Source organism: Fimbriimonas ginsengisoli Gsoil 348, from assembly GCF_000724625.1.
Taxonomy (GTDB): domain Bacteria; phylum Armatimonadota; class Fimbriimonadia; order Fimbriimonadales; family Fimbriimonadaceae; genus Fimbriimonas; species Fimbriimonas ginsengisoli.
Genome location: NZ_CP007139.1, coordinates 1,871,517 through 1,884,160, shown reverse-complemented (window position 1 = coordinate 1,884,160; position 12,644 = coordinate 1,871,517). Strand labels below are relative to the sequence as shown.

11 protein-coding genes are annotated in these 12,644 nt (G+C 60.7%); 3 read left to right on the top strand and 8 right to left on the bottom strand.

What is annotated here, in order from left to right:
* Window positions 1-7: 7 nt before the first annotated feature.
* Window positions 8-760, top strand: coding sequence for a hypothetical protein (locus OP10G_RS08640; protein WP_144241062.1), 753 nt, complete (start codon window positions 8-10; stop codon window positions 758-760).
* Between the two features lie 39 nt (window positions 761-799).
* Here OP10G_RS08640 and OP10G_RS08635 read toward each other — a convergent pair whose 3' ends face one another.
* The 3 genes from OP10G_RS08635 to OP10G_RS08625 form a co-directional block, all read right to left on the bottom strand.
* Window positions 800-1,036: a hypothetical protein gene (locus tag OP10G_RS08635; RefSeq protein WP_025226290.1), complete on the bottom strand. Its 237-nt coding sequence runs from the start codon at window positions 1,034-1,036 to the stop codon at window positions 800-802.
* Between the two features lie 9 nt (window positions 1,037-1,045).
* The gene (locus tag OP10G_RS08630; RefSeq protein WP_144241061.1) at window positions 1,046-3,313 is read right to left on the bottom strand and encodes an MFS transporter; all 2,268 of its coding nucleotides are present in this window, start codon (window positions 3,311-3,313) and stop codon (window positions 1,046-1,048) included.
* A gap of 88 nt (window positions 3,314-3,401) precedes the next feature.
* Complete coding sequence (locus OP10G_RS08625; RefSeq protein WP_084178934.1) at window positions 3,402-3,911, bottom strand: putative toxin-antitoxin system toxin component, PIN family; 510 nt, start codon at window positions 3,909-3,911, stop codon at window positions 3,402-3,404.
* 440 nt (window positions 3,912-4,351) lie between these two features.
* Between OP10G_RS08625 and OP10G_RS08615 the strand changes: the two genes are divergently transcribed.
* A complete protein-coding gene (locus OP10G_RS08615) occupies window positions 4,352-4,792 on the top strand; it encodes a response regulator (RefSeq protein ID WP_025226294.1) in 441 nt (146 codons plus the stop codon).
* Window positions 4,793-4,867: 75 nt separating this feature from the next.
* Here OP10G_RS08615 and OP10G_RS08610 read toward each other — a convergent pair whose 3' ends face one another.
* On the bottom strand, window positions 4,868-7,081 hold the full coding sequence (locus OP10G_RS08610) for a S9 family peptidase (protein WP_158409180.1): 2,214 nt from the start codon (window positions 7,079-7,081) through the stop codon (window positions 4,868-4,870).
* 99 nt (window positions 7,082-7,180) lie between these two features.
* Between OP10G_RS08610 and OP10G_RS08605 the strand changes: the two genes are divergently transcribed.
* Complete coding sequence (locus OP10G_RS08605; RefSeq protein ID WP_025226296.1) at window positions 7,181-9,592, top strand: beta-L-arabinofuranosidase domain-containing protein; 2,412 nt, start codon at window positions 7,181-7,183, stop codon at window positions 9,590-9,592.
* 11 nt (window positions 9,593-9,603) lie between these two features.
* Here the strand turns inward: OP10G_RS08605 and OP10G_RS08600 are convergent, their stop codons facing one another.
* The 4 genes from OP10G_RS08600 to OP10G_RS08585 form a co-directional block, all read right to left on the bottom strand.
* Window positions 9,604-10,833, bottom strand: coding sequence for a (Fe-S)-binding protein (locus tag OP10G_RS08600; RefSeq protein WP_025226297.1), 1,230 nt, complete (start codon window positions 10,831-10,833; stop codon window positions 9,604-9,606).
* Window positions 10,834-11,751, bottom strand: coding sequence for an FAD-binding oxidoreductase (locus OP10G_RS08595; protein ID WP_227625091.1), 918 nt, complete (start codon window positions 11,749-11,751; stop codon window positions 10,834-10,836).
* 172 nt (window positions 11,752-11,923) lie between these two features.
* Window positions 11,924-12,430, bottom strand: a complete 507-nt coding sequence (locus OP10G_RS08590) for a PIN domain-containing protein (RefSeq protein ID WP_025226299.1) — start codon at window positions 12,428-12,430, stop codon at window positions 11,924-11,926.
* Entirely contained in the window at window positions 12,427-12,630 is a 204-nt protein-coding gene (locus OP10G_RS08585) for a hypothetical protein (RefSeq protein ID WP_025226300.1), read from the bottom strand. Before OP10G_RS08585 ends, OP10G_RS08590 begins: the two co-directional genes overlap by 4 nt.
* Window positions 12,631-12,644 lie beyond the last annotated feature (14 nt).

Here is a 12,644-nt window from a genome sequence, read left to right as displayed (position 1 = left end):
CCGGCCTGTGGATGACCTAGCCCTGCCGATACAGGCGTTGGCAAGCGCTCGGCACTCGAAGAACCGTGTCGGATCGGTCTGGACGACCGGCCTTTACGATGTCGACTTCGTTTTCCACCTCCATGGAACGGTGCCCCAGGCCGCAACCCTACTCAAAAAGGAATTCCCCGATGGCGTCCTGAACAACATCGGCTATCCCAATCCATCGTTCGACGCCGTGCGTATCAGGGATGGCATCGAACAAAGAGTCAACGTCAGCCAAACCTCAGGCAAAGGCGCCGGATCGAAAGAAGTAAAACTCTCTCGCCGAAATGAATTGGAGATCACGGTCTCAGAACGGGTCCAGCCGCTTCAAATGCCCAGCCGTTGGTACGTGGGAGCGATTTCGAACAAGCCTCCGGTTCCCATGATCGATGTGCCGTTCTTACCCGGAGTGAAATGTCAGTCGGTAGAGGTCACAAGCCTTGAATGGCTTCTGGCGAATCTTCCAAATGCGAATAGGCAGAGCAGGGACGCCGCTATCTATCACGCTTTCGTCAGACGCTCCTATCACCAAGTCCATGCGGCTATGTCTAGATGGGCCAAAGCCCATGGATACACTCTCAAGCGAGGCGATCGTTTCTTTCGTCCGAGAACGAAGCTATTCCAGATGGAGTGCTCTGCCGGCCCCCTCGGAAAGAAGCCTGAGTACTGCGAGATCTACCTTTATACGAGCGACAAGAAGGTGGACACGCCAACCTTCATTGTTTGGAACCCGTAGCGGGAACGGTCGGACAAGGAGAATGGACCGGGATCACTTCTAGAAGCCGATTCCATCGATCAGATCCGACCGCAGCAACAACAACTGGATCGCTTCCGGCCGGGAGGTGAGGAAGCGCTTGACGGCTTCGCCGGTCTCGGCATCGTACGCTCGCCAGAACCACTGGCCGAACCGCTCTTCACGGCCCACCCGGCCAAGTAGACGGTCCTGGAACCAAACCTCGCCCGTGGGCGTGAGACGCACTTCGATTCCGGAGATTCGGAACGTTTCGTCCATGCACTAAAGTTACCGGCTCCACGTGGTCGCCACCGCCAGCACGAGGAAGAGCTCCTCCACCGCCGGTGGCTGATCCAGACCCGGCGGAACGACCTTCCACGACCGGACGAGCGCCTCGACCGCGCCGACCTCGTCCCCCGAGGAAAATCGCGTCAGCGCGCTCCGTATTTTAGGCCGCCGCTTCATCTCCGGCCCAAGGATTTGGAGCAACGCCGCATCGCGCGCCATCCCGTCGAGCAGCATCAGCCGGTACGCCTCGCGCTCGACCCCCAGCAAGCGAGCCACGCCGAGTAGGCACCGCCGGCGTGTGATCATCGAAACGCTCCTGGCCGCCTCGTCCAAAATCAGCGGGATGTCGCCGCTATCTCCGACCACGCCAAGCGCATACGCGGCTTCGCTCGACGCCTCGTCCCGATACTTCTCCATCGAGGCCCGTAGCGCCGGCGCGGCGTCACTGAGGTCCAGCTCGGCGATCGCCTCGGCGGCCGCGATTCGAACGCTGGGGTGAGGGTCGCCAATCGCGTTACGAATGACCGGCTCCGCCTCCCGAACCTCCAAGCGTCGCAACGACTGGAGCGCCGTCCGCCGAAGATCCACGTCGTCGGGGTCTTCCGCCGCCCGAATCAAAGCGCCGATCGTCACCTCATCCCCCTCGCCTACCCGCCCCAAAGCCCTTGCCGCGGCTCGGCGGAGGAGGGAACGGGGGCTCTGTAACGTTTGAATCAGCACCGGTACGGCTCGGGCGTCCCCCACCCGGCCGAGTGCCTCGATCGTCTCCTCCTCGAGGAGGTCCGGGTGCTCCTCCACCTGGTGGATCAGCTCCTGGGTTGCCCGTGGGTGGTTCAGTCTCGCGATCGCCTCCGCTGCCTGGCGGCGGATCTTGGGCTGAGGATCGTGGAGCGCCTTGATCACCTCGTCGGCCGCCAGAGTCGCGCCGGTGGCGCCGACGCTATGGATCGCCTCCGCCCTTGCCTCCACGTCCGAGCTCTTGGCGAGGCTTCGCATCGCCTTCATTCCTCGCGGAGTGACTCGTCGCAACGCCCCGAGGGCGGTCCGAAGGTTCGTAGACCCCTGCTCGTTGATCGGGATGAGGAACAACACGGCCGCAAACCTTAGGAGAATCGAGACCAAAAAGACGAGCTTGTAGGCCACAACGGCGGGAAACCCGAACCGCAGCCCCGCCATCATGAACGCGCCCAGAAGTGGCGATATCCCTCCGAGTAGCGCCGTAATGGTCATCCCCGCGCCGATGTAGCTTGCCCGCTCCGCCGGCTTGGCGGTGGCGAGCATGATGTTGAATTGGCAGAGGTTGATCCCGCACCAGGTCATCCCCATGAGCACGTGCGTGCTCAGCAGAAGCACCGCGTTATAGGTGCCCTGGCCCGGGATCGTGGCCAGCCACGCAATCGGATTGAGCGCGAGTAGGGTGGCGACGATTGCCAGGACAGGCTTGTTTCCGTATTTGTCCGACAGAAATCCCCAAAACCGGGCCGAAAGGACATTGCCGATCGCCATTGAAACGGCGGTGCCTTGCACGACTTTGAAGTCGAGCTTCAGGGATTCGAGGGCGTAGGCGTTAAACAAGTTGCCCGCGAACGCCTGTCCGAGCACGGCGACGCCAAGGAAGATCAAGACGCGACGGTAATTCCGGTCGCCGAATGGCTGCCCGATCGTCCGCAATCCCTCGGCCAGACCCTGCCGAACCGGCGCCTCCCGCGGCAGATCCTGCATCCGCGTGAAGAAGTACATGCTGACGAACGCGCACACGATGCCCAGTCCGTAAACGACGGTGAAGCCGGTCTTATCCTCGTGATGTCCGCGGAACGCGTCCAGCAGCAGGGCTCCGAAAATGCCCACTACCGCTCCCACTGCGGTGGCGATGGCGTTCCGGCGGGCGAAGAAGGTGCCGCGTGAGTTATCCGGCACCATCTCGGCGATCCACTCGTTGTACACCGGGTTGACCAGGGTTCCTCCTACCGATGCGAGCAAAACGCAGGTGAGAAGCAGGGTCAGCTTAAGCGCCGGTGGCGCGGGCAGGAACGGAAGGACGACGAGCGGAACGTAGCCCAGCCGCCAGAACAGGCCCCCCGGAAGGACGAATCGCTTGTAGGAAGAAAACCGCCGCCCCCAGATCGCCCCTGGTATCTGGAGCAGCCCGATTAGGCTGGGAATGCCGGAAAGGAACCCGATCCAAACATCCGATCCGCCGAGGCTCTGAATGAATCCGACGAGAAACAGCCCACTAACAAGCGTCCCAAACGCGGTGGCGAACGCCACATCCAAATTGGAAGCGCGAAGCGAGCGGAGGTTTGCAAGTCGGTTGATCGGAGGCAAATGGATTTAGGCGTCTGGCAGGTGGAGAAAGTCAACTTGAAAAGTAAGCGGAAAGAAAAGCTTTAGGGTCCATGATGACGACCTCGGGATGCTCCGACATAAACCGCTTTCCCTCGGTTCGTTCCCCATCGGCCAAGTTCTTGATGTGTTTATCCCAGCTCACTAGGTACACCGCACCTGCGGCGATGGCCAAATCGATATACGGCTCGTCTTTTGGATCGGCTGGATAGTCAAATACGTGGGGCACCGGATCAAGAAACAGGGCGAACTCACGAAGCCAGGCAATTAATGCTTCCACCCGTGCGTCGTCCAGCATCGGAAAGTAGTTACGAACGATGGGTCGGGCCAGAACCTCCCTGATCTCCTCGAGTATGGCCGCGCTCATACAAAGGGCAACCTTGCCGTCCATCGCGAGTTGAAGGCAGCGGAATGCATGATTACCGCCTTTACCGACGGCTTGTACGAACAAATTGCAATCGAAGACGACGAGAGGAACTGATCTTTCCTCAACGGCGCATTCAGCGATGCCTTCAAATGCCACGTCGAAAAGGCTACTACTTTGGAGGAACTATGGTCTCGGCCTGCCTTTTTTGTTGGCTGCGACTTCATCTCGCGCTTTCACGATAATATCCGCCAGTTGTTCGTCGGTGTAGCCCTGCGCCTCCGAGTGAGCATGCAACGGGGCCAAAATAGACTCCAACCGGCTCCTTCGTTCAGAAGACGCCCTCGCCATATCTTCACGAATGAGGTTTCGCAGATATTCCGCTTGCCCCTTGAAGTGCAGTTCTCGCGACCGTTCGGAGACAAACCGAACGATTCCCTCATCAACCCCAGTTATCTTTAGCGTAGCCATGCCGTTTCATTGTATTACAAGTTAAGGCCCACTTAAGGCCCATTCAGGGCCTTAGTTAGCCGAAAACGCCCAGCGCCCAGCGCCCAACGCCCAACGCCTAGCGCCCTGCCGCCGGTATCCTCTAACCCATGAGTCGCGTCCTTGTGATCGACGACGAAGAGTCGGTGTTGCGGGCGGTGAAGCGCCGGTTGGAACGTGGAGGGTACGCGGTCGAAACTGCGGGCAGCGCCGCGGACGGAGTCGGCATGATCCACGACGCCGAGCCGGCGTTCGACGTGATCGTCACCGACATGAGCATGGACACCGCCGACTCCGGCCTCCAAGTTCTACACGCCGCTACCGCTCGAGACATGTTTTCGGAGGTGATCGTAATGACCGCCTACGGCAACGTCGCCAACGCCGTCGAATGCATGCGACGCGGCGCGTTCGATTACATCGAGAAGAACTCGCCGGACGTTGACGTCTACGAGGTGATCGCCGAAAAAGTCGACTCCGCCCTCATGCGCCGTCGCCGCGACATCCGAACCGTCGATCTCTGGGAAGCGTTGAAAGGCCAAGCCAACCCTTAGGCGGAGCCGCAAGGGTCTCCCGTTGCTCCAACTATAGGCCGTCCAAAAAACAACCGCGCAAAAACCACGCCTCGACTACCGTGGCGGCATGTTCGTAACGAGAAACCTCTCCAACAATTCGTAAAGGTGCCGCGTCGTCCCCGGACCTTCCGAGATCGCGTGGGTCCGGTTCGGATAGACCATGAGCTGGAACGGCTTATCCAATTCTACGAGCTTGTTCACCAACCGCTCCGTCCCCTGGTAGTGCACATTATCGTCACCCGAGCCATGGACGATTAGCAGCGATCCGCGAAGGTTTTTGGCGAACGTAATGGGCGAGCTTTGGTCGTACGCCGACGCATTATCCGAGGGAAGCCCCATATACCGCTCCTGGTAAATCGTGTCGTACAAGTGAACATCCGGAACCGGCGCCACCGCCATGCCGAGCCGGTAGAGCTCCGGATGGCGGAACATCAAATTCAGCGTCATCGATCCGCCTCCGCTCCATCCCCAAACTCCGATTCGGGACCCGTCGACGTACGAGAGGCGAGAGAGCTGCCGGGCCGCCGCGGCTTGGTCATCCGAAGCGATGACTCCTATCTTTTTGTAAATCACCTTGCGCCACGCCCGCCCCTTCGGCGATGGCGTCCCTCGATTGTCGACGCTCGCCACGATGTATCCGCGCTGGGCCAGCATCTGGTGAAACAGGTAGCTTTCCGCGCCCCAAGAGTCGGTTGCCGTCGCGCCCCACGGCTCGCCGTAGATGTTAAAGAAGAGCGGATATCGGTGGCGCGGATCGAAATTGGGCGGCAAAATCAGCGTCGCGTCCATCGGTTGCCCGTCCGCGGTCTTTAGCACCACCATCTTGGTTGGGCCAAGATTTACCGATCGCAGCTTCGCCTTCAAAGCTTCGTTGTCGCCCGTCCCCCGCACCTGCCGGTGGGAAGGTAGCTGAACCAACTCGTGGTCCGGAGGGACGCCAAACTGGGAATGCGAGTGGATCGCCAGGTCGCCAGTCGGCGAAACGTCGTACCCGTTGGTCCCGCCGACGCCGGCCGGAGTCACGCGCTGAGGATCCGGTTGACCCGAGAGGTTCGCGCGATACAGGAATCGAGCTGTCGGAGCCGTGGGCGAGGCGTTGAAGTAAACGATGCCGTTCTTCTCGTCCACCCCCGCGACACCTTCCACGTCGAAGCTTCCCGGCGTCAGCAGGCGCGATGCGCCGTCCCGCGCGACGGCATACAGGTGGCGCCAACCGTCCCGCTCGCTGAGAACCAGGAACTCGCGGGACCCTTCGGTCCAACGCACTCCGTTCGGGTCGGTATCGTTCGCCAGCAGTTCGACGAACGCCGGATCGGAGTCCACAAAGATCGATCGGCTCACTCCCGTCTTTGCATTGGCGAGCCGGAAATCGGTTTGGTTCTGCAGCCGGTTTTGCTTCTGAATCAGGAGCTCACCCGAGTTCCCCGCCCAATCCATGCGGGAGAGATATCCGGAGTCCGAATCCGCCTTGACGTCGGTCCAAGTCGTCTCGCCCCCTTCCATGGAAACCACGCCGATCCGAGCGTCCGCGTTCGTCTCTCCGGTTTTGGGATACGGAAATCGGAGTGGAGTTGGATAGCGCGAGTCCGTGTAGTTTAGGAGGGTGTAAGTCGGCTCGCGACGGGTATCGAGCTGCCAATAAGCAATGCTTTTCCCATCGGGGCTCCAGCGCCAGCCGTCGCGAATCCCAAGCTCCTCTTCGTACACCCAGTCGACCGTGCCATTGATCGTCGTGTCGTTGCCGTCGGTGGTAAGGGGAGTGATTTTTTCGGTGTCGAGATCCTCGACATAAAGATTGTTCTTGCAGACAAACCCCGCCCGTCGCCCGTCCGGCGACAGCTTAGCGAACATCAGCGTCGATTCGGCGGCATCCCCGCCCAACTTGGTCAGCTTGCCGCTCGGGATGTCGACCACCCAGTAGTCGCCCCGCGTGTTCTGGCGCCACACTTTCCGCGAGTTCGTAAAGATCAGAAGGCGTTTACCGTCAGAGGAGAGCGCAAACTCCTCAATCGGGAGCGGCTTCTTGGTACCGCTCGGAGTGAGCTTCGACGCTGGGACCAGCACTTCGCTCTTGCCCGTAACGGCATCGACCCGCACGATCTCGGATGCCTTTTCCGTCACGAGGTGATGGCCGTCCGGCAGCCATGTCCCATGAAGGGAGCTTCCCTGGGTCGAGAATTCGGAACCAAAAACCCGGGCCACCGTCAGCTCGCCTTTCGCAGGGTGGGGAACCAAGGCGATAGCGGCCGCTAGGAGGAAAGGTTGCACGCCCAAATTATAGAGATTCGTTACGAATCAAGGCCGAAAAGACGCGGAATCGTCCCAAAGGGTCGGGATCGGAACTGAGTTACCCTGTAGTTAGAACCTATGCTCCCCTTTCTGATCGCCATCATGGCCTCTTCCTCCGACCTTTCCGTCCGCGTCGTCGACCGCCCCGACCTCGGACCCAATCGCTACTACATCGGCAATCGCCCGCCCCTAACTCCCAGCGCGTTCCGAAAGCTCCCGATCGGCGCGATCAAGCCGAAAGGCTGGGTCAAAAAGCAGCTTCAACTCCAAGCCGACGGCTTCATCGGCCATCTCACCGAAATCAGCGGCTTCTTGGATAAGAAAGACAACGCGTGGCTAACCCCGAATGGCGAAGGGAAAAACGGATGGGAAGAGGTGCCGTACTGGCTCAAGGGTTTCGGAGACCTGGGCTACGTTCTCGACGATCCTCGAATCCAGAAAGAAGCGAAGATCTGGATCGACGGCGTGATCGCCGGCCAGCGTGAGGATGGCTACTTCGGCCCTCGAGCAAACCTGAAGAGCAACGACGGCAAGCCGGATGTATGGCCGAACATGGTCATGTTGAACGCGCTCCAGAGCTACCACGAGCGGACCGGCGACCCTCGCGTCATCAACCTGATGCGCCGTTATTTCCGCTGGCAGCTCAATCAGCCGGACAACGCTTTCCTCCTTAGCTACTGGGAGAAGCACCGGGGTGGCGACAACATGGCGAGCGTCTTCTGGCTTTACAACCGGACTGGCGACGAGTGGCTCCTGGATCTAGCCCACAAACTCCATCGGCGTAACGCCGACTGGACCGCCGGAATGCCCGACGGCCATGGCGTCAACTTCGCCCAGGCGTTCCGTGAGCCGGCGACCTACGCGGCGTTAACGCACAATCCCGTCCACCTCACCGCCACCGAGCGAGACTACGAGATCATGCGCGATTCCTACGGGCAGGTTCCGGGCGGGATGTACGGGGCCGATGAGAACGTTCGCCCGGGCAAGGTAGATCCCCGGCAAGCCGCCGAGACCTGCGCGATGGTGGAGATGATGCTCTCCGACGAGCTGCTCCTGGCCCAAACCGGAGATCCCGTATGGGCGGAACGGTGCGAAGATGTGACGTTCAATTCGTTGCCCGCCTCGATGACGGCGGACCTGAAGGCGCTGCACTACCTGACCTCGCCGAACATGCCGCTCATCGACCAGCGCAGCAAGGCGCCCGGCCTTCAAAACAGCGGGCCGATGCAGCTATTCGATCCTAACGACCATCGATGCTGCCAGCACAACGTCTCGCACGGTTGGCCGTATTACGCCGAGCACCTCTGGCTCGCCACTGCCGGAAATGGCCTAGGGGTAGCGCTGTACGCACCTTCGAAGGTAACGGCAAAGGTCGGCGACGGCACCCCCGTCACGATCGAGGAAGAGACGACCTATCCGTTCGAGCAGACGGTGCGGTTCACCGTGCGATCGCCGAAGGCGGTCCGCTTTCCCCTTACTCTTCGCCTGCCAACCTGGTGCGATGCCCCATCCTTGAGGCTCAACGGAAACGCGGTGCGCCTGCCCCACCTCGGCGCGTACGCGATTCTGGAGCGAGAATGGCACGACGGCGACCGGCTGGAGCTGCGTCTGCCGATGCACATCAGCGTTCGCAAATGGAGCGACAACAAAGATTCGATTTCGGTCGATCGCGGCCCGCTCACTTACTCGCTAAAGATCGGAGAAAAATACCAGCGGCAGGGCGGCACTGATGCGTGGCCCGCGTTCGAAGTGCTCCCCACCACGCCGTGGAATTACGGGCTGGTCGAAGGAGCCGACATGAAAGTCGTGGAACGACCTTTCCCCCACGACGACCAACCTTTCCGCGCCGATGCGGCGCCGATCGAAATTCATGTGCCGGCCCGCCGAATCCCGCAGTGGAACCTGGATCAGCGCGGATTGGTCGACCCGCTCCAGCCGAGTCCGGCGCGAACCGACCAATCGGTCGAGACGGTCACTCTGATCCCGATGGGAGCGGCGCGCCTCCGGATCTCCTCCTTCCCCACGGTTTCCCCGCAGGGCCACCCCTGGGAGACTCCCGTCGTGCCCAAGCCGGCGTATCCCGCCGCCAGCTCGCACACCTACGAAGGCGACTCCACCGACGCCCTCAGCGACGGCGTTCTACCGCAAAGCTCGGGGGATTTGTCGATTCCCCGGTTCACCTGGTGGGACCACAAGGGCAGCACCGAATGGGTGGAATACCATTTCCCCTACGCCCGTTCGCTGTCGCAATCCGAGGTCTACTGGTTCGACGACCGTCCCGACGGCGGTTGCCGCATCCCCGCCAGTTGGCGGCTGCTCGCCTGGATCGACGGCGCCTGGCAAGAGGTGAATCATTCCGGTTTCTATGGAGTCGAACGCGATCGTTTCAACTCGGTTAGTTTCAACACGGTCAAAACGACCAAGATCCGCCTTGAGGCAAAACTCCAACCCGACGCCTCGTCCGGAATCCTGGAGTGGCGGGTGAAGTAGCTCGGCGGCGCTCAGATCCCAAATGCGTTGAGTCCGACGAAAGCGGCCTCCAAGAGCTCCGCCGTATGGAGCACGCCGATGGACTCCCCGTGCTCGCGGGCCGCTTGGGCGATCCAGGCGTGGCAGCCGGGGTTCCCCATCGCGACGATCCTCGCGCCGGTCGATGCGATGTTGTCGTACTTCCGCTCCACCAGGGTTCGGGCCATTTGGGGCTGGGTTACGTTGTAGATCCCCGCGCTTCCGCAGCACATCTCCGCCTCGGGCAACTCGATGTACTCGATGCCAGGGATCGCCTGCACGAGCTGGCGCGGGGCCGCCGTGATCTGCTGGGAGTGCGAGAGGTGGCAAGCGTCGTGGTAGGTCACCCGCTCATGCACGCCGGGGGCTTTCGCCAGTGCCTCCAGTAAGCCGTTCGCGAACAAGAATTCGCTGGCGTCCTTCACGCGTGCCGCGAACGCCCCTGCCGCTGGGTCTCCCTCTCGCACGAAGCCGTACTCCTTCATGGTGGACCCGCAACCGGCCGAGTCGACCACCACTGGCAGGTCGTCGGGCATCGACTTCATAAGCTCGGCGGCATACTCGCGAGCCTTATCGAGATAGCCGTTGTGGGCGTGAAACGACCCGCAGCACCCTTGCTCAACCTCCCGAACGACGAAGCCGATCCGGCGAAGCAACCGCCGGGTCGCCTGGTGAACGCGTGGAAACAGCACTCGCATGGCGCACCCTTCCAGCAAATACACCTCCCCCCGTACGGGCGGCAGCGCTCCCTCGTCCAGCGGCGGAAAGTCCGCCGTGGCCTGAGGTGCTGGACGATCCGCTTCGGGCGCTTCCCCTCCGCTGAACCAACGGCCAATCGGCCCCGGAATCCGGCGTCCCGGCAGCAGGTGGCCCAGCGCAAGCTGGGTCTTCAAAATCGTTGGACTGGACGTGCTGGCCAGCAGCGCTTTCTTACTCAGCTCCGGCTTCTCCTGCTCGATCAAGTCTCGGGCCAGCTCCAAAATCGCCCCGTACTCGACGCCGCTCGGGCAAGCCGTCTCGCAATTGCGGCATCCAAGGCAGAGGTCGAGGTGCTCCCGCACATCCTCCTGCCATCGCAGTTTTCCTTCGAGGGCGCTTCGCACCAAGTAAATGCGGCCGCGCGGCGACTCCACCTCGTTGCCGGTCACAACAAAAGTTGGACACGACTCCAGGCAGAAGCCGCACCGGATGCAGTGAGTGGTGAGCTCGGAAAGGTCGTGCATTTAGAAGATCCCCATCTCGCCCGGATTGAGCTTGTGCGTGGGGTCGAAAAGCTCCTTCGCACGGCGCATAAACTTAGTTTGGATCGGGTCCGTGATTTGTAGGTTCTTCTCGCCGCACCCTGACCGAAGCACCCAATCGTGCGCGAATCGCGGCAGCTCGCGCTCCGGCGGCACCGCGCACCAGAGGGTGGAAGAAGCCCGATCGGCAAGGATCAGGTCGTCGCCGGCGGTCCGTATCGCCTCCGAAAAATCGGTGCGCAGGACGCGCTGAATCCAGAGGAACTTGAGCGACTTCGCGGCCCCTTGTACCAGTTCAGGCGTCGGCAACGCCTTGATCGGGTACGTACGCAGAATCACTTCCGCCACGGTGCCAAGCGTGCCACGTGCCCCGATGAACAGCTTCTGCACGTCGTACCCGGCCACGTTTTTCACGGCCTGGCTCCCACCCTTCGCAATCGTGCCGTCCGCTTGTACCACCGTCATTCCCAGAACCCAGTCCCGCCAAGAACCACACTGGGCTTCCAAAACATGCGGCAGATTAAAGCCGATTAGGGCGTTCAGGCTCGCAAAGCCGAGCTGCCCCCCCAAAGGAAACTCTTCACTGAAGGGAGGAACGGGGATGCATTGGCCGGTGATCTGCAATTCACGTTGCAGCCGTTTGAGAGAGGTGCCGCCACGTACGACGACGACCTGATCCTCCACGTGGTGCTCCACGATCCCTCTAAGCCTCCTGACGGAGATTCTTACCGTTCGGGGGACTGGCGGCCGATATCCCGGATCGCCTTCGATCTGTTCCATCCCCTCCCGAAGCGCGCCGACGATCCTTTCTCGTTCGATGGGATCGATCATGTGTTGGAAGTACTCGATCGAGTTGCGTGCGTCCGCAACTTGGCAAGCTTTTCGAAGTGGGGTAGGCAAGGCAAAGTTCCTAAGCCACGTCCCGTCTACCAACGCAGCCGTGGAATCCCGCTGAATCTGCGCCAAATCGGAAGCATCTGCGGGCCGCATAAGGCTCTGGAGGCCGGTTGTCTCTGCGTCAATCATCGGTGACCTCAAGAGTCGCTTCCTTCGACTCGCCAACGTCTACAGTCTATACGTCCTCGCCCTCTCCGCCTAGCTGGCTGAGAAGTTCATGAGCTCGCCGAAGAACCTCGGGTTTTAGATACAGCGACGACGATTGGAAGGCATCGAGTAACTCGCCGGCTCTGTTCCTGGCAATTAATCCCTTCTCGAAAGCACGGAGTACAACTCCCAGCGAACCCACCGGAGTTACGCCAACCGACTTGGCTGCCTCCCGAGCCGCCGCATCGTCCGTTAGAAGATGCTCAATGCGCGAAGAAAGCGCCAACGATATTGCCTGCGCCTCTGCCGGATGAATCACATCCGCGGCAAGATACGGCTCCAGTTGCCATGGAACCGGGTACTTATTCGGATCGATCTCGATAAGCCCAACATGCCGACCAAGGTTGACTTGGTAGAGCTCACATTCTTTCGCAACCAAAACAGGTACCCAAACCTTTTCAAAGCATGTTAAGAGAGAAAACTGCTCGATTTCGTCCAAATGCAAGAGCGGGCCGTTATCGGCGACAACGATCAAGAGGCGTTGCGGAGCCGTTCTTCGGCGGCAGCAAGGTCTTCAAGCTGATGTTCGGCCAACCGATCTAGCATCGGCCGTCGCACGAAATTCATCACAGAGATCCTGACCAGATCATCCATGCTGGCGAAGTAACCGTCCCGAATCGCCTGCTCGGCCAGCTCGAACAGCCTATCCGGAAGTTGTACGGTGACGGATTTCATCGAATCATTCTACG

What these genes read in the sequence shown, in the direction of transcription:
- OP10G_RS08615 (WP_025226294.1), top strand. Translation starts at nt 4,352, where the DNA reads ATGAGTCGCGTCCTTGTGATCGACGACGAAGAGTCGGTGTTGCGGGCG.
- OP10G_RS08600 (WP_025226297.1), bottom strand. Translation starts at nt 10,833, where the DNA reads ATGCACGACCTTTCCGAGCTCACCACTCACTGCATCCGGTGCGGCTTC.
- OP10G_RS08635 (WP_025226290.1), bottom strand. Translation starts at nt 1,036, where the DNA reads ATGGACGAAACGTTCCGAATCTCCGGAATCGAAGTGCGTCTCACGCCC.
- OP10G_RS08585 (WP_025226300.1), bottom strand. Translation starts at nt 12,630, where the DNA reads ATGAAATCCGTCACCGTACAACTTCCGGATAGGCTGTTCGAGCTGGCC.
- OP10G_RS08605 (WP_025226296.1), top strand. Translation starts at nt 7,181, where the DNA reads ATGCTCCCCTTTCTGATCGCCATCATGGCCTCTTCCTCCGACCTTTCC.